Source organism: Helicobacter cinaedi PAGU611 (assembly GCF_000284635.1).
In the GTDB taxonomy this organism is placed as follows: domain Bacteria; phylum Campylobacterota; class Campylobacteria; order Campylobacterales; family Helicobacteraceae; genus Helicobacter_C; species Helicobacter_C cinaedi.
The window spans coordinates 1,532,371-1,549,061 of the sequence record NC_017761.1 but is presented as its reverse complement, the minus strand read 5'-3'; the positions used below and the strand labels follow the sequence as shown (position 1 = coordinate 1,549,061).

General features: G+C 40.0%; 13 protein-coding genes and 1 pseudogene. 9 read left to right on the top strand and 5 right to left on the bottom strand.

Annotated features, from left to right (window positions below; translation table 11 throughout):
• The first annotated feature begins 183 nt into the window (after window positions 1-183).
• The 4 genes from HCN_RS07840 (at window position 184) to prpD (ending at window position 6,040) form a co-directional block, all read left to right on the top strand.
• Window positions 184-2,097 (top strand): propionyl-CoA synthetase, encoded by a 1,914-nt coding sequence (locus HCN_RS07840; protein WP_014667159.1) that lies wholly within the window; start codon window positions 184-186, stop codon window positions 2,095-2,097.
• Entirely contained in the window at window positions 2,094-2,969 is an 876-nt protein-coding gene (prpB, locus tag HCN_RS07835; RefSeq protein WP_014667158.1) for a methylisocitrate lyase, read from the top strand. The genes HCN_RS07840 and prpB overlap by 4 nt, the downstream gene beginning before the upstream one ends.
• Before the next feature lie 34 nt (window positions 2,970-3,003).
• A complete protein-coding gene (prpC, locus tag HCN_RS07830; RefSeq protein WP_002955456.1) occupies window positions 3,004-4,158 on the top strand; it encodes a bifunctional 2-methylcitrate synthase/citrate synthase in 1,155 nt (384 codons plus the stop codon).
• A 427-nt stretch (window positions 4,159-4,585) separates the two neighbouring features.
• Window positions 4,586-6,040: a 2-methylcitrate dehydratase gene (gene prpD, locus HCN_RS07825; RefSeq protein ID WP_014667157.1), complete on the top strand. Its 1,455-nt coding sequence runs from the start codon at window positions 4,586-4,588 to the stop codon at window positions 6,038-6,040.
• A gap of 66 nt (window positions 6,041-6,106) precedes the next feature.
• Here the strand turns inward: prpD and galE are convergent, their stop codons facing one another.
• Together galE and HCN_RS07815 are read right to left on the bottom strand one after the other, a co-directional pair.
• Window positions 6,107-7,144 (bottom strand): UDP-glucose 4-epimerase GalE, encoded by a 1,038-nt coding sequence (galE, locus tag HCN_RS07820; RefSeq protein WP_002955454.1) that lies wholly within the window; start codon window positions 7,142-7,144, stop codon window positions 6,107-6,109.
• Between the two features lie 55 nt (window positions 7,145-7,199).
• Window positions 7,200-8,585, bottom strand: coding sequence for an anaerobic C4-dicarboxylate transporter (locus tag HCN_RS07815; RefSeq protein WP_014667156.1), 1,386 nt, complete (start codon window positions 8,583-8,585; stop codon window positions 7,200-7,202).
• 159 nt (window positions 8,586-8,744) lie between these two features.
• Here HCN_RS07815 and HCN_RS07810 point away from each other — a divergent pair, with 159 nt between their 5' ends.
• A complete protein-coding gene (locus HCN_RS07810) occupies window positions 8,745-9,215 on the top strand; it encodes a tRNA (cytidine(34)-2'-O)-methyltransferase (RefSeq protein WP_002955451.1) in 471 nt (156 codons plus the stop codon).
• Window positions 9,216-9,373: 158 nt separating this feature from the next.
• Here the strand turns inward: HCN_RS07810 and HCN_RS07805 are convergent, their stop codons facing one another.
• From HCN_RS07805 to HCN_RS11475, 3 genes and pseudogenes are all read right to left on the bottom strand, one after another.
• The gene (locus tag HCN_RS07805; RefSeq protein ID WP_230197808.1) at window positions 9,374-9,481 is read right to left on the bottom strand and encodes a Sel1 repeat protein; all 108 of its coding nucleotides are present in this window, start codon (window positions 9,479-9,481) and stop codon (window positions 9,374-9,376) included.
• Window positions 9,482-9,580: 99 nt separating this feature from the next.
• A pseudogene (locus tag HCN_RS12605) lies at window positions 9,581-9,652 on the bottom strand (hypothetical protein); the annotation flags it as partial.
• A 41-nt stretch (window positions 9,653-9,693) separates the two neighbouring features.
• Complete coding sequence (locus HCN_RS11475; RefSeq protein WP_158309891.1) at window positions 9,694-9,870, bottom strand: hypothetical protein; 177 nt, start codon at window positions 9,868-9,870, stop codon at window positions 9,694-9,696.
• Here HCN_RS11475 and HCN_RS11065 point away from each other — a divergent pair.
• The 4 genes from HCN_RS11065 (at window position 9,812) to HCN_RS07790 (ending at window position 16,650) form a co-directional block, all read left to right on the top strand.
• Window positions 9,812-10,105 (top strand): Fic family protein, encoded by a 294-nt coding sequence (locus HCN_RS11065; RefSeq protein WP_081495235.1) that lies wholly within the window; start codon window positions 9,812-9,814, stop codon window positions 10,103-10,105. The two genes, HCN_RS11475 and HCN_RS11065, sit on opposite strands and share 59 nt — an antisense overlap.
• Before the next feature lie 333 nt (window positions 10,106-10,438).
• A complete protein-coding gene (locus tag HCN_RS07800) occupies window positions 10,439-10,906 on the top strand; it encodes a hypothetical protein (RefSeq protein WP_014667153.1) in 468 nt (155 codons plus the stop codon).
• A 10-nt stretch (window positions 10,907-10,916) separates the two neighbouring features.
• Window positions 10,917-13,961 (top strand): helicase-related protein, encoded by a 3,045-nt coding sequence (locus HCN_RS07795; RefSeq protein ID WP_014667152.1) that lies wholly within the window; start codon window positions 10,917-10,919, stop codon window positions 13,959-13,961.
• A complete protein-coding gene (locus HCN_RS07790; protein WP_014667151.1) occupies window positions 13,951-16,650 on the top strand; it encodes an Eco57I restriction-modification methylase domain-containing protein in 2,700 nt (899 codons plus the stop codon). The genes HCN_RS07795 and HCN_RS07790 overlap by 11 nt, the downstream gene beginning before the upstream one ends.
• Window positions 16,651-16,691 lie beyond the last annotated feature (41 nt).

Sequence of the window (16,691 nt, the reverse complement as noted above, 5' to 3'; positions counted from 1 at the left end):
ATCCTTTACATTCTTTTTTACAATAGAGATTCTCAATATAATTGCACAATTTTTGTTCAATTATAGCATTTATGTTCAAAACTTGCATTAAAAAATCAAAAATTGTTCATAGCAAATCAATCCTTTCAAGCTAGAATAAACCCCTAGCCAATTTTTCAAAGCAATTTTTCAAAGGAGGTAGAGATGCCCACATATCAAGAAGTGTATAAACAATCCATTGAGAATCCAGAAGCCTTTTGGGCAGAAGCTGCTAAAAAAGTGCATTGGTATCACGAATGGGATAAGGTGCTTGATGTTGTAAATGATCATTATCGCTGGTTTGTCGGTGGCTGTATGAATACCTGCTACAACGCCCTTGATCTGCATATAGAAAATGGTAGGGGCGATCAAGTGGCATTGCATTATGACTCGCCTGTAACAGATACAAAAAAGTCTTACACCTATAAAGAATTACGCAAAAGAGTGGCAAAAACCGCTGGAATCTTAGTCAATAAAGGCGTGGTAAAAGGCGATAGAGTGCTTATCTATATGCCTATGATTCCAGAAGCAGTGATTGCAATGCTTGCTTGTGCTAGGATTGGTGCTATTCATAGCGTTGTTTTTGGTGGATTTGCCGCACACGAGTTAGCCACTAGGATTGAAGATGCAAAGCCACGCGTTATTATGAGTGCTTCTTGTGGGATAGAGATTTCGCGTGTGGTGAAATATAAGCCCATCTTAGATGAAGCCATAAAAAGCTCTAGCCATAAGCCCACCACCTGCCTTGTTTGGCAACGCCCACAAGAAAGGGCTAATATGCTACCTTGGCGTGATGTGGATTGGGAGAGTGAAGAAGAGAAAACAGAATCTGTTGAGTGTGTGCCTGTTGATGCGACTGATCCGCTTTATGTGCTTTATACTTCTGGGACAACTGGTAAGCCAAAGGGTGTTATCCGCAGTAATGGTGGGCATTCTGTGGCGATGAAGTGGTCTATGGATAATATCTACAACGCAAAGCCCGGTGATGTCTTTTGGGCGGCAAGTGATGTAGGCTGGGTTGTGGGGCATAGCTATATTGTCTATGGCACTTTGATGAATGGCTGCACGACTATTGTATATGAAGGGAAACCGGTTAAAACGCCAAATCCGGGAGCATTCTGGCGAGTGGTGCAAGAATATAAAGTCAATATTTTGTTCTCCGCACCAACGGCATTTAGAGCGATTAAAAAAGAAGATTCTAAAGGCGAATGGCTGAAGAAATATGATATTAGCTCACTTAGAGCAGTATTTGTCGCTGGGGAGCGGTGCGATAGCGATACGCTAAAATGGATTGAAAAGCTGACGCAAAAGCCTGTAATAGATCACTGGTGGCAGACAGAAACCGGCTGGGCAATCGCGGCAAATCCGCTAGGATTAGAGCAAATGCCTGTAAAACCCGGCTCTCCTACAAAGCCAATGCCCGGCTTTAACTTAAAAGTGCTAGATGAAGAGGGCAAGGAATGCAAAGCTGGAAAGCTAGGGAATCTTGTGATTAAGCTTCCTTTGCCCCCTGCGTGTCTAATGGGAATCTGGGGCGATGATACAAGGTATAAAAACTCATATCTTAATCACTATCCGGGCTATTATCTCACCGGCGATAGCGGCTATATCGATAAAGATGGCTATGTGTTTGTAATGGGGCGAATGGATGGGGTTATCAATGTCGCAGGACATAGGCTATCAACTGGTGGTATGGAAGAAGCGATTGCTAAGCACCCAGATATTGCAGAATGTGCGGTAATTGGTGTAAATGATGAGCTAAAGGGCGAAATTCCACTTGCCTTTGTCGTGCTAAAAGATGGGCTAGAGAGAGATACGCAAAGCTTGTGCGAAGGCATTGTGCAGCTTGTGCGAGAAGAGATTGGTGCGGTGGCTTCACTGCATATTGTAGCAGTGGTAGCACGACTGCCAAAAACTAGAAGTGGTAAAATCCTGTGCGGCACAATGCGTGATATTGCCGATGGTAATGAATGGAAAATGCCTAGCACGATTGAAGATTCTAGTGTGCTACCAGAGATTGAGAAAGCATTGGCAAATCTTGGCTACCCAAAATCTAAAACCATAAAGGAGGCAAAATGAAAACAGCAGGACAGAAATTTAGAGAAGCATTAAAGGAAAATAATCCTTTGCAAATCATAGGCGTGATTAACGCCTACTCTGCTATACAAGCACAAAAAAGCGGTGCAAAGGCTTTGTATCTAAGTGGCGGAGCATTAGCGGCGATGAGCTTAGGGGTGCCTGATCTTGGCATTAGCTCATTAGAAGATGTGTGTATTGATGTGCGTAGAATCACGGCAGTGAGTGATTTGCCCTTGCTTGTAGATGCGGACACTGGCTGGGGTGGGGCGTTTAATATCGCTAGGACGATTAAAGACTTAACGCGAAGTGGAGCAGCAGGCTGCCACATAGAAGATCAAGTCGCACAAAAACGCTGCGGACACCGCCCAAATAAAGAGCTTGTCAGCAAAGAAGAGATGTGTGATAGGATAAAAGCGGCAATGGATGCAAAGCTAGATTCTAGCTTTGTGGTAATGGCAAGGACTGATGCGCACGCAAGTGAGGGGCAACAAGCCGCAATTGATAGGGCGTTAGCCTATGTGGAAGCAGGGGCGGATATGATCTTTGCTGAAGCAATCCATACGCTAGAAGAGTATAAGCAATTTACTGAAGTGATAAAAGTGCCAGTTCTTGCAAATATCACAGAGTTTGGCAAAACGCCTTATTTCACGCGTGATGAGTTAGCAAATGTGGGCATCTCTATGGTGCTTTACCCACTCTCAGCAGCAAGGGCTATGAATAAGGCGGCTTTAGCGGTGTTTAGAGATATTATCAACAATGGCTCACAGAAAAATAGCATAGATTCTATGCAAACACGAGATGAACTCTATGAAATGCTTGGCTACCACGAGTATGAGCAAAAGCTAGATGCGCTTTTTAAAAGCAAAAAATAATCTACAAAAGATACTTTAATAGAAAGGAGCAACAATGGCAGCACCAACGGAAAAAGTAGCAAAAAAAGTCGGCGGACTAGCAGGGATAAGTGCGGGAGAATCCGCGATTTGCACTTGTGGCACAGGACACGGGCTAAATTACAGAGGATATGATATTTATGATTTAGCCGAGCATTGTGAGTTTGAGGAAGTGGCATATTTGCTATTAAAAGAAAAACTACCAAATAAGGCAGAGCTAGAATCTTTTAAAAAAGAGCTAATCGCTGCTAGGAGCTTACCAAAAGAGCTAAAAGAAGTGCTAAAACTTTTGCCAAAAGATGCACACCCTATGGATATTATGCGGACAGCTTGTTCTACGCTTGGTTGTTTGGAGAGAGAAGAATATGATGTATTTAAAGCATCTTTTCCAAATCAGCAAAGAATTGGCACAAGGCTTTTAGGGATTTTCCCAAGTGTGCTGACTTTCTGGCATCATTATCACACAAGCGGTAAAGAAATAAGCACAGAATCTAGCCAAGATTCTATCGCTGGGTATTTTCTAGAATCCTTGCACCAAAAAGAGCCAAAAGAGCTATGGGTAAAGGCTATGCACGCTAGTCTCATTCTCTATGCAGAACACGAGTTTAACGCTTCTACATTTACCGCAAGGGTGATTACTGCGACAATGTCTGATGTGTATGCGGGAATCACAGGGGCGATTGGGGCGTTAAGGGGACCACTACACGGCGGTGCGAATGAAGCGGCGATGGATTTGATAGAGGAGTTTAAAACGCCAGAGCAGGCAACGCAGGGAATCTTAGATAAACTTGCTAGAAAAGATAAGATTATGGGCTTTGGACATCGCGTATATGTGGAGAAAGACCCGCGAAATGTGGTGATTAAGGCGTGGAGTAAAAGATTGAGTGATGATGTGAAAGACACAAAGGGGCTATACCCCATAAGTGAAGCCATAGAAAAGGTAATGTGGGAGCAAAAGAAGCTTTTCCCTAATCTTGATTTTTATAGTGCAAGCACATATCATTTTATGGGAATCCCTACGCCGTATTTCACGCCGATTTTTATCTTTTCACGCACGGCAGGGTGGCTAGCACATATCTTTGAGCAAAGGGGGAATAATAAGTTAATTAGACCTAGTTCGCAATATATAGGACCGGAGAATAAAGTGTTTGTGCCACTAAGTGAGCGTTAATCTTTTGCGTGCTTTTGTGGGAGTCTGTGGCGTGGGCTTGCTCATTACCACTCAAGGTAAATCCCTTCGCCCACGCCTTGACAACCCACAAAATCATCGCAAAATCTTTAACGCTTGAGATGCGTGTGGGCGCGTTAGCTTTTTAGCTCAAAAATCTCGCCGCTTAGGGCGGTTTGAATCTCACTGCTTAGAGAGCGGTTTATCTTATTGCATAGCCCTTTAAGCAGACTATCAATGGCGGTGAATCTAGAATCTAGATTCTAGAATTTTATAAAAACACAAACTCTAGCCATTGCTTGTTATTTTGTGAGTTTTAGGGATTTTTAAGGTGGAAGTTCTTAAGAATAGCAATCCACTTTAAAAATCCTTATATCTTATAAATGGATAGACAAGGGTGAATTTTCTATTTTACTACAAGGAGAACACAATGAGTGCCGATATGGGAACATTGGATACCAAACGACCGGAGTTTGATGAGTTGCTAACAAAAATTGCGCGTTATGCGTTGGAGTATAAGATTAACTCTCCCTTAGCTTATGAGACGGCGAGATACTGCCTTATGGATACCATAGGTTGCGGACTTTTGGCATTAAACTTTCCAGCTTGCACCAAGCTTTTAGGACCTGTTGTAGAAGGGGCAGAGTTTCGCCCTTTAGGAGCAAAGATCCCGGGGACTAGCTATCAGCTAGAACCAGAGCGAGCGGCGTTTAATGTGGGGGCTATGGTTAGGTGGCTTGATTTTAATGACACTTGGTTAGCAGCTGAATGGGGACACCCAAGCGATAATCTAGGGGCGATTTGGGCAGTAGCTGACTATCTAAGCCGCAAAAATATTGCTGAAGGTAAAGAGCCTTTAAAAGTCAAAGATGTGCTAAGTGCGATGATTAAAGCTCACGAGATTCAAGGAGTGCTAGCGTTAGAAAACTGCTTTAACAAAGTAGGGCTAGACCACGTGCTGCTTGTTAGAATCGCTTCTACTGCGGTGGCGTGTGCTATGCTTGGTGGGAGCTTTGAAGAAGTGCGAAACGCAGTAAGCCACGCTTTCATTGATGGCGGGGCGTTGCGGACATATCGCCACGCACCAAATACAGGCTCACGCAAAAGCTGGGCAGCAGGGGATGCAAGCTCAAGGGGTGTAAATCTAGCCTTGAAAGCAATAAGTGGAGAAATGGGCTATCCAAGTGCGTTAAGTGCGGAATTCTGGGGATTTGAAGATGTGAAAATGAAAGGTAAAAAGCTCACTATCCCGCAAGAATTTGGCAGCTATGTAATGGAAAATGTGCTGTTTAAAATCAGCTTCCCAGCGGAGTTCCACGCGCAAACTGCCGTAGAATGTGCGTTGAAACTGCATAATGAAGTAAAAGACAAATTAGATTCTATTGAAAAAATTGTGATTACCACGCAAGAATCTGGACATAGAATCATCAACAAAGTCGGCGAGCTTGCAAACCCTGCTGATAGGGATCACTGCATTCAGTATATGGTGGCTGTGCCGCTTGTGTTTGGACGATTGACCGCAGAAGATTATGAAGATTCTGTGGCGAGTGATGAACGCATTGACGCCTTGCGTAATAAAATGGTAGTAGAAGTCGATGGTCGCTATACGCGTGAGTATTTGGAGGCGGATAAACGATCAATCGCTAATGCGGTGCAGATTTTCTACAAAGATGGTAGCAAGAGTAAAAAGGTGGAAGTGGAGTATCCTATTGGGCATAAACGCCGAAGAAGTGAGGGTATCCCTGTATTAGTGAGCAAATTTGAACGCAATATCGCCCTAAAACTTAGCCCTAAAAAATGCGAGCAGATTAAGGCAGTGTGTGAAAATCAAGCCAAGCTAGAATCTATGGCGTTTAATGAATTTAGTGATTTATTTGCGTTGTAGGAGCTAAACTAGCTAGGAGAAGTAAGCAGATTTTATTTTTAGAATCTGCTTTTTTACAAAGTGGGATTAGGACAATGCCTTTTCCCACTGATACGCACTTGTGATGATACCTTTTAAATCATTATATTTTGGTCGCCAATGTGTGAGGGAGAGAATCTTTTCATTTTTCGCACTAAGCTCAATGGGGTCGCCCTCTCGCCTAGATTCTGCAATGACTTTAAAATCCACCCCACTCACTTCTTTGACAATCTCTATAACTTCCTTAACGCTATACCCTTGAGAGTAGCCGACATTAAAGACATTTGATTGCTCTGTCTGTTGCAAATATTTTAACGCTTCAAGATGAGCATTTGCCAAGTCATCAATATGGATATAATCGCGAATGCAAGTGCCATCTTTTGTAGGATAATCCGTGCCAAAAATCCCCATACTCTCCCGCTTCCCACACGCACATTCACACGCGACTTTGATAAGATGTGTAGCATTTTTGCTTCTTTGCCCTAAGCCCTTGTGTTGTGAGAGCAGCTCTTGCGTGTTATCCATACTCGCCCCAGCGACATTAAAATACCGCAACGCCACATAGTTAAAATTTTCAATCACTTTTGCAGTATCGCTTAAAACCCGCTCACTCATCATCTTTGAAGCCCCATAGGGATTAATGGGTAAAAGCGGGGCATCTTCATCAATGGGGATAAGCGATACATCTGGCTCCCCATACACAGCAGCTGTGGAGCTAAAGATAAAGTTATTGACATTGCATTCCACACAAAGATTGATAAGATTTGTTGTGTTGATTGTGTTGTTTATATAGTATTGTAATGGCTTAAGCACAGATTCACCCACAATCAGCGATGCGGCAAAATGAATGATAGCTTCAAACTGATATTTAAGAAGTAGAGTTCGCATTGCCTGTAAGTCATTAATATTGCTTTGAATGAAAGTGAGCCTATCTCTAAAACATTCCTGTAAATAGGTAATATTCTCTATAAAACCTGTGCTTAAATCATCAACAATGACAAGGTTGTAATCTGTATTTTTTAAAAACGCATAAGCAGTATGTGAGCCGATGTAGCCACTCGCACCAGTGAGTAGAAGATACGCCATAATAATCCTTTATTAAGTAATAGAATCTCAAAAGCGAGATTCTATTACGCACTTATTAAATATACCCTGCAATTTTTGCTAAAGCATATCCAGCTACACACGAGCTAAATACACCGATTAAGCCCGGCAAGATGAAGCTGTGGTTGATAACAAATCGTCCAATATGTGTTGTGCCACTTCTGTCAAACTGAATTGTTGCCAAGTCGCTTGGGTAAGTTGGCAAAATGTAATAGCCATAGCACGCTGCTGCAAATGCTATGATAATTCCGGGTTCTACGCCAATACCAAGAGCTAAAGGCACAAATGCCGCAATAGCCGCTGCTTGAGAATTTACAAATTTTGAAATTAAAAGTAGCATAATCGCATAAGTCCAAGGCTGTGCTTTCACAATATCGCCCAAAGCTTCTTTCATCATAGGCGTATGCACCGCAAACATTGTATCTGCCATCCACGAGATTCCAAACACCGCCACAAGGGCTATCATACCTGATCTGAAAATCTCATTCTTACCAATCTTACCTGCATCTACATTTGTAAAAATGAGCAATGCAGAACCAGCCAAAAGCATAAATACTTGAATCACATCTACCATACCCATAGGCTTCATCGCACCTTTTACTTCAAATTGCGGACGCAACTCGGGGAATGCTCCAAGCACAGCTACAACAACGATTGCACCTAGGAAAATCCACATAGCAAACCAATCTTTGAAAGGAAGCTTAACACCTAGAAGTGTTTTAGAATCTCCATAGACATATTTTTTAAACTCTGGATCTTTGATTTTCTCTTGGAAAACTTCATCTTTATCTAAATCTTTGCCCCTAAACCACGAGAAGATTCCAATACACAAAACACCAAAAAGTGTGCTAGGAATAGTGATTTGCAGCAGGTTGATATAGCCATCAAATCCTGCGAGTTTATGATCTGCTTCTAAGAGCAATGCTGTAAGGCTCACCACCGCAACAGACACAGGCGAAGCGATAATACCCATCTGTGAGCTGATTGAAGCTGCTGCCATAGGACGCTCTGGGCGGATATTGTTTTTAATCGCAATGTCATATATAATTGGCATCATTGTATAAACAACATGTCCTGTCCCGCATAGAATTGTAAGGAAGCAAGTAACAAAAGGTGCTAAAATCGTCAAAAATTTTGGATTTTTTCTTAGCACACGCTCTGCAATTTGTAGCATTACATCTAGCCCCCCACTTGCCTGAAGTGTTGCACTTGCCACAACAACAGCCAAGATTGTAAGCATTACAGAAACCGCAGGTTTGCCCGGAGCGACATTGAATCCAAAAGCAAGGACTAAAAGCCCAATCCCACCTAAAACCCCAAGAGCAATACCGCCCTTTCTTGCCCCATAAAAAAGACACACAAGCACGACAAAGAGCTGAATGCCAAACTGCCAACCTTCATTAAGATTTGTGAGAAAATCCATAAAAGCCCTCCTAGAATGAAAAATATGCTAAAAAGCTCTGCGATTGTATCTAAAATCGCACACAGATAGCTTAAAGGCAATGTATTTGGGTGTTTTTATTATGCTTAGTGTGTTAAAGTGTGGCTTTTGTTTTGAATGATTGTTTAAAAGGTTAAGAGAATGGATACTTTTCATATCGTGCTTGTTGAGCCGCAGATTCCACAAAATACGGGTAATATTGGGCGGCTATGCGTAGCCACAGATTCTATTTTGCATTTAATCCACCCCTTAGGCTTTAGCGTGGAGCAAAAGGAGCTTAAACGCGCAGGGCTTGATTATTGGCAGAATCTGCAAGTGTATGAATGGCAGAATCTAAAGGAGTTTTGGGAGAAGCACCCCATAAATGAGCGACATTTTTTCTTTAGCACAAAGGCAAAAAAGCTGTATTATCAGGCGGATTTTTCACAAGGGGGATTTTTGTATTTTGGGCGAGAGGATAGGGGACTAGATTCTAGCTTGGCAGAATCTGCTAGGGCGTATAGGCTACCTATGGTAAAAGGCATTAGAAGTGTGAATCTCGCCACAAGTGTGGGTGCAGCTCTGTATGAGGGATTGCGTCAGCTTGGGAGCTACAAGCAGTGGGAGCATTAAAACAAACAACAGAAAAAGCGTTTTGTAAGCCCCTTTTTGCCAAGCAAAGATTTGAGTGCGGATAGACTGCCACAACTTGCGGAGTAGCTCTACCACAAGCAAAATGTAAGCTAGAATCTACGCTTTCACACTTTCACACGCTTACGCAAAGCTAGATTCTAATAGCCCTTTTGTTGCAGTTTTTTGTAATCATCACAGCCAAACTGATTACCTAAATCACAAGCTTTACCATAAAGCTCTTTTGCCTTTGCAAAGTCTTGACGCACACCTTCTCCATCACAATAAGCATAACCCATTTGCAAACACGAAATATTGTCTTCTTGCTCACAGCCTTGTTGATAGTATTCAAATGCTTTGACATAGTCTTGCTTTACTAATTTGCCCCTTGTATATAAGTATCCAAGCCAATAATACCCTTCACTTTCACCAAGCTCTATGGCTTTATTATAAAGATCTATGGTTTTTTGTGTATTCTGCTCTACACTTTGCCATTTTCATAGGCATCTCCCAAATAGATACAGCCCATTCCATAGCCACCATTACACGATTTTTCAAATAGCTTAACTGATTGTGTCCTAAGAAAACTTTTTAAAGGAATCTTTACACACGATTTAGACAAATATGTCGGTAAATTTAGGACATATAATATTAGCAAAAAAGAACCTATATTATGCGGAGATAGTGTAAGATATTCATTAAGCGAACACATTACAGAAAATCTAAAATCATCGTTTATGGATTACAAAGACTACATAAAGCAAAATCCTAAACCAAATCGCAATGATTTGATTGAGTGTATCAGTGAATTTGTAACTGATATTTGGCAAACACACCCATTTGTAGAGGGCAATACACGCACAACAGCAGTATTTACAATAATGATGCTATAAAGTATGAATCTTAAACAAGCAAATAATGATATTTTCAAAGAAAACTCTAAATATTTTAGAAATGCACTTGTGCTAAATTCTTATGATACGATTACGTAAGATTTCAATCACATTGGTTTTGATGTTAGTTATATATAAAGTTTTTTTTGAAAAGCTAATATTTAATAGGAATCTATCATTGAAACCTTTGCCAAACAATATTTTTGAAAAGAATGATGAAATAGATATTGATAAACTACGCAGACCTAGTAGATGAATCTAAAAATCCACACAATTAGTTTAATTTTTAAGCGATATTGTGGTATAAATATACAAATTATAGGAGAAAATACAATGCAACTCAATGAAAGAGCTCTGCCACTATATGTGCAAAAAGATATTGAAGCCTTAAAGGCATATCATCGCGGCGAATTAAATCATCCTGAAGATTGCTTATATATGGAGTTTTATGGCTCAATAAATGCAGCACAACACGACTTTGAAATATCAAAAGAAGCTGCTGATTATTTGAGAGTTAAATATTTGGGAATGGAAAATGGTGTTGATGTAGAATATTATTTTGAGACACATTCGATTTTTAGCGAAATGGTAGGTAAAAAACTATTCATTGAAGCTATACCAAAGGATAAGATTGCTTTATTTAATGATAGTATTGATGGCATCTATGAATATTATGTGAAATCTGATGGGCGTTTGACTTTAAAAGACCTCATAAGCGAGAGAATCGAAGCTAGAATAGCAATGCAAGAAATGGAAAAAGTGCTTGATAGACCTGAAGTTATGATGAACTCATCACTTTAAAAGAAATATTATGACCTCCCAACTCATCACAAACGAGCCTCCAAACACCCTCATAAATCGCCTATCAAATCTCATAGATTCGTATAATGCAAAAGTCGATTTGTGCGTGATTAGCGGATTTTTCAATGCCAAAGCATTGCAAGAAATAGCGCGATTGCACCACAAGCTAAACTCACTTACGATAATTTTAGGCAAAGATTCGCCTAGCACAAATGATTCTAGCATTGCCTTTTATTTGCGCCACAGCGATGGGCTAGCAAACTATGAGCTAGACATTATCCAAAATCAGTTAGATGAGATTTCTGCGACTAAAATCGCCTATGATTTTATCGCCCACCACGCAAATACCAAAATTTACACTTCGCCACGCTCCACGCTTATCCACTCAAAAATGTATTTTCTCCACGATTATGCCAATCCTAAAATCGAGCAAAACGCCATCATCGGCAGCTCAAATCTAACCGCAAGTGGTTTGGGGCTTTATGGTGATAGCTCAAACAAAGAGCTAAATTTACTCTGTGATTCCAAAGAAACAACAAAAGAGTGCAAAATCTACTTTGATAATCTCTTAAATACCTGCATAGATTCTACGCAAGAAGTGCTAAATTTGCTTAATACAAGCTATTTTTATCACAGCCCAAAAGACATTATCGATAAAATCACGACGTATTTCAAAGATGAGACGCAGGATTTATCCGCAAATGAAATGCGCGATTTAGAGCTAGGTGCGAAAGCTTACGAACTCTATGATTTCCAAAAAAGTGCCACACAAGAATGCCTAAAACGGCTAAAAACTTATGGCGTAGCCTTGCTTGCAGACCCCGTAGGCAGTGGCAAGACTTTGAGCGCATTAGCCCTTGCCACGCTCTATAAGCGAATCGCAATTATTTCTCCAGCCAAGCTAAAAGCACAATGGGAGAGTTATAAATACGATTCGCAAGATGTTTTTATCCAAAATCAAAATATTACATTTTATAGCTACGATGAAGCGATACACAAAGACAAAAAAAGCGGGTTTTTGCAAAATGCGGATTTAGTGATTATCGATGAATCGCATAGTTTTCGCAATGACAACGCCACATATCGCAGATTCAAAGAGAGATTAGGTGAAAAATCCCATATCTTGCTACTCTCTGCCACGCCGATAAACAATAGCTACTTAGATTTAGCCCGTCAGCTTAGCCTAAATAAATCCTATATCACCATAAACAAAAAGGATTTAGACCCAATAAAAATATGTGAGCAAGCAAACAAAACCACCAAAAATGCGCAAGATTCTAGTCAATCTAGCGAGATTATTCTGCCACCTGATTATTACAAACTTTGCAATCTTATCTTTTCGCGCTCCGCACAAGAAATAGAGAGTTTTCTAAAAGCGCAAGGCAAATCCCTGCCTACAAAGGATATAACTTCAGAGCCACGCTCATCAATCCCCGCACACATAGATTTTAGCATAGATTCACTGCTAGAAATTTTGGGCGTAAATCCAAGTAAAAATAGCTTATCGTTTTGCATTTATGACCCTTATAGTGAGCGGTATTTGCCCCGTGAAATTATCGAGTTGTTAAAAAGCGACAAACTTGCAAATTTGGGCGATTACTCCACGCCACGCGGATTTTTATGTATGTCGCTTATCAAAGCATTAGAATCTAGTGTCGATGCGTTTAGTAGCATTTTGGATAAAATCATTCGCTACCACACGAGATTTTTGAGTGGCAATTTTAGCGAATCTAGCGATGATTTTGATGAATCTAGCGCATTTCCACAGCGATTGCAAAGCATTAGAGATTCAAACTACACTAGCGATTTAAGCGATGAATTTTATAGCGACATAAAAAGCGATTTGGATAAATTACAGCACATAAAATCAAAGTTAGATTCATACAATTCAAAGCGTGATTTTCCCAAAAGCGAGAAATTTTTAGCCCTAAAAAATCTCATAGATTCTTGCGACATAAAGCGCGAAAAACTTATCATTTTTACAGAGAGTATCATCACAGCAGAGGCGTTAAAATCCGCATTACAAGCGACATTTAGCGAGTTTGTCATAGAATCTATCACAGGCAACACAAGCACAAAAGATTTTAGCGATTTTAAAAAGCGATTTTCGCCAAAATCCTTGCACCACAAGCTAGGCGAAAATGAGCGCGAAATCGACATTTTAGTCGCCACAGATTGTCTAAGCGAGGGGCAAAATCTGCAAGATTGTGCGAATCTGCTAAATTGGGACATTGCCTTTAATCCCGTGCGTGCCATTCAGCGAATCGGGCGCATTTGGCGTATCGGCTCAAAGCACAAGCTAAATCGCATTCGGCATTTTTTCCCTATGGAGTTAGAAAAATATATCGATTTAGAGGCAAAATTGCGCTACAAGCTAGAAGCAGCAAACACCGCCACCGCGCTAGAAAATCCATTTTCCCCACAACAAGAAAAATACAGCGCACACAAAGAATTGCGACAAAAGCAACTAAAAGCAATGGAGAGCGAATTTATCGCATTAGAGCCAGAAAGCAACGCCTTTGTCAATCTCTCAAATCTCTTTGATTTTACCGCGCCACCGCCTAGCAATTTGTTAGATGGCATTTTTTCTATTGCAAGAATTTGTCATACTAATCATAGCGAAGTATCTCAAAATCTCCTTTTTGCCCTTTTAGCCGACATAGATTCACGCGATAAATCCGCGCTTTATCCGTGCATTTATGATATTTCACGCGCTACATTGCTCCCAAGCGTGAGCGAAAATGACAAATACGCCAATCTATCCAAAATCATCACACTAAAAAATATCACCCAAAAGCCCCAAGAGGACTTCACGCACCTTGAATCGCTCACCAAAGATTACAGAGACATTAGCGTGTTAAAGCACATTTTTGCCAATTTGACTAATCAACTAAATGCCCAAATTGATTCAACGCAAAAGCAAATTTCTCAAAATGCTTTGCGAGATGGCGGACTTTTCCCTAAAACGCCAAAACCAAAGCCATTTAAGCTAATAGTGTGGCTACTTATAAACCCAAACTTTACCATATTACAAGGACAAAGCAATGCACGATAAAATTAAAATCACCCTACACAATCTCCAATCCCAAAGCAAATCATTTAAAGATTTATTAGATTTGTTATTTTCAATACACAAAGACGAAGCAAGCAACGAGAATATAGCGAATCTGCCAAATGAAATTTTTGATTTTGCAAATGCGATTATTTTTTATTCTAATGCAAAAAACGATGATAAATTAGAAAGCTCTAAAAGCGGACATAGCAATCTAGCATTTAGCCTTGTTTCCACACATTCACACAAAAGGGCGGATTTGATACACGCCACCTATGAGATAAATAAAGCAATCACAAGTTATAACATTATCTTTTTTGTAAGCTCCACGCATTTATCTATCGCCTTTGCCACGCGCCGAGACAATAAAATCACAAGCACAAAAGATGTTTTAGAAAAAATCACACTTATAAAAGACATAAATTTAGCCAACCCAAGCCACGCTCACTGCAAAAATTTAGACCAAATCGCCAAAATCAAACCAAAAGAAGTAGATATTTATTACAGCGAGATTTTGGAGGCGTTAAGCATTTCAAGTCTAAATAAAGCATTCTACACCGAAATTTTCGCTCATTTTGCACACTTTGTAGAATCCATCACATTACCAAACACAAGCGATGAGCAAACCAAGCGTGATTTTGTCCTGCGCCTATTTTCACGCATTTTATTTTGTAAATTTTTGGAGAAAAAGAGCATTGTAGATTCTGCGATTTGGGATACACATTTAAGCCAAAATTACTACCACGAAGTGTTAGAGCCACTCTTTTTTACCACGCTAAACACACCTCGCGAATCTAGAAATTATGGATTTTTGCCCGAGCAAATCATTAGCCTTTTACACGCGATTCCTTACCTAAATGGTGGATTATTTAGCCCACAGGACAATGACTTTTTTGATTTGCAAAATCCAAATGCGCATATCAATTCACTACATATTTCAAACGACCTTTTTAGTGAACTTTTTGCCACACTTAATCGCTATCATTTCACTATAGATGAGGCAGATGAGAGTGCGGTGGAAGTCGCCCTAGACCCCGAGCTTTTGGGGCAGATTTTTGAGAGCCTTTTATCTCAACTTTTTACGGATAATAAATTAGAAAAGCTAGATAAAAACACCCTCCGCAAAGCCACAGGGAGCTACTACACGCCACGCGAAATCGTGCGCTATATGGTGAAAAGTGCGATTTTATTGCATTTGCAAACCAAACTAAAAGGCAAGGTTGATTCACAATTTTTAGAATCTCTTGTGTTTGGTAACATACCCACCCCTAAATCCCCTCCGCAAGGGAGGGGACTTGAATTTGATTCCCCCTCCCTTGCGTGTGGCAACTCCGAATCTTCCCCCTCCCTTGCGGAGGGGGCTAGGGGGTGGGTAAATTCCAAAGATTCCACCTTAATCTTACAAGAGCTAAGCACCCTAAAAATCCTAGACCCTGCTTGTGGTTCGGGCGCATTTCCTATGGGGATTTTGAATGAGATTATCCGCATTCAAAGCGATTTAGGCGACACACGCCCCCTTTATACGCGCAAATTAGAGATTTTGCAAAATTGCATTTATGGCATAGATATTCAGCCTATGGCTACCGAAATCGCGCGTTTGCGTTGCTTTCTCTCCCTTATCATCGATGAAAATCCTAGCGATATTAAGCCCCTGCCAAATTTGGAGTTTAAGTTTATATCCGCCAATGCACTTTTGCCTTTGCAGACTTCATTGCAAGATTCGCGTGGCAGACAACTTGGCAGTGATATTTATGAAAAAGGCTTGATAGAATTACAACAAATACGCGCAGAAACATTTACTAGCCACGACAAAATCGCCCTACAATCAAAATACAAAGCCACGATAGACAAAATCGCAAAAGATTTATTTTTTGAAGCACAAGGCGAGACGCCACTCACTAAATGGAATCCATTTAATCCTAACGATATAGCACAATTTTTTGATAGTGCGTATATGTTTGGCGTGGAATCTTTTGATATTGTGATAGGAAATCCGCCGTATATTTCATCAGAAAATATGCCACAAGCAATAAAAGACAATAGACATATTTTTAAAACTGCGCACAAAAAAACTGATATTTATGTGTTTTTTTATGAGATAGGATTAAAGCTACTCAAACAAAATGGCATAATCACTTACATAACTTCTAATAAATTTTTGTCGCAAGAGTATGGACTAAAATTGCGTGAATTATTTTTGCAAAATACAATTCATAGCATTGTAAATTTTAATATCAATGTATTTGATAATGCTACCGTAGATACTTGCGTTTTGTTATTGCAAAAATGTGAGACACAAAATAATGAGATTTTAATCAAAAATATAATTTCAAAAAAACAATGGAGGGGCTTTGAAAATATAGGATTTGATAGATTAAATCAAGATATTTTTAAAGATTTAGAATTTTACAATTTTAGACTTACACTTAACAATGAAAAATTAGCATTATTACAAAAAATTTCTAGCCATTCTTTACCGCTTAACTATATATGTTTTGTGAGCTATGGTTGCCGTCCGTGTGGTAATGCAAAAAATCCAAATCTAACCAAAAAAGATTTAGTGCATTCTACACCACAAGGCAATGCAAAACCCTATATAGAAGCAAAGGATAATTATTTAACTAGATACACCATTCATTCGCACGATTTTTTGGATTATCAAAAAGATAAAATCTATAAATGCTATGTTTGAGGAACTTTTTAGTGCTACCAAGCTAATGGCAGGTGCTATGT

What these genes read in the sequence shown, in the direction of transcription:
- HCN_RS07840 (WP_014667159.1), top strand. Translation starts at nt 184, where the DNA reads ATGCCCACATATCAAGAAGTGTATAAACAATCCATTGAGAATCCAGAA.
- prpB (WP_014667158.1), top strand. Translation starts at nt 2,094, where the DNA reads ATGAAAACAGCAGGACAGAAATTTAGAGAAGCATTAAAGGAAAATAAT.
- prpC (WP_002955456.1), top strand. Translation starts at nt 3,004, where the DNA reads ATGGCAGCACCAACGGAAAAAGTAGCAAAAAAAGTCGGCGGACTAGCA.
- prpD (WP_014667157.1), top strand. Translation starts at nt 4,586, where the DNA reads ATGAGTGCCGATATGGGAACATTGGATACCAAACGACCGGAGTTTGAT.
- galE (WP_002955454.1), bottom strand. Translation starts at nt 7,144, where the DNA reads ATGGCGTATCTTCTACTCACTGGTGCGAGTGGCTACATCGGCTCACAT.
- HCN_RS07815 (WP_014667156.1), bottom strand. Translation starts at nt 8,585, where the DNA reads ATGGATTTTCTCACAAATCTTAATGAAGGTTGGCAGTTTGGCATTCAG.
- HCN_RS07810 (WP_002955451.1), top strand. Translation starts at nt 8,745, where the DNA reads ATGGATACTTTTCATATCGTGCTTGTTGAGCCGCAGATTCCACAAAAT.
- HCN_RS07800 (WP_014667153.1), top strand. Translation starts at nt 10,439, where the DNA reads ATGCAACTCAATGAAAGAGCTCTGCCACTATATGTGCAAAAAGATATT.
- HCN_RS07795 (WP_014667152.1), top strand. Translation starts at nt 10,917, where the DNA reads ATGACCTCCCAACTCATCACAAACGAGCCTCCAAACACCCTCATAAAT.
- HCN_RS07790 (WP_014667151.1), top strand. Translation starts at nt 13,951, where the DNA reads ATGCACGATAAAATTAAAATCACCCTACACAATCTCCAATCCCAAAGC.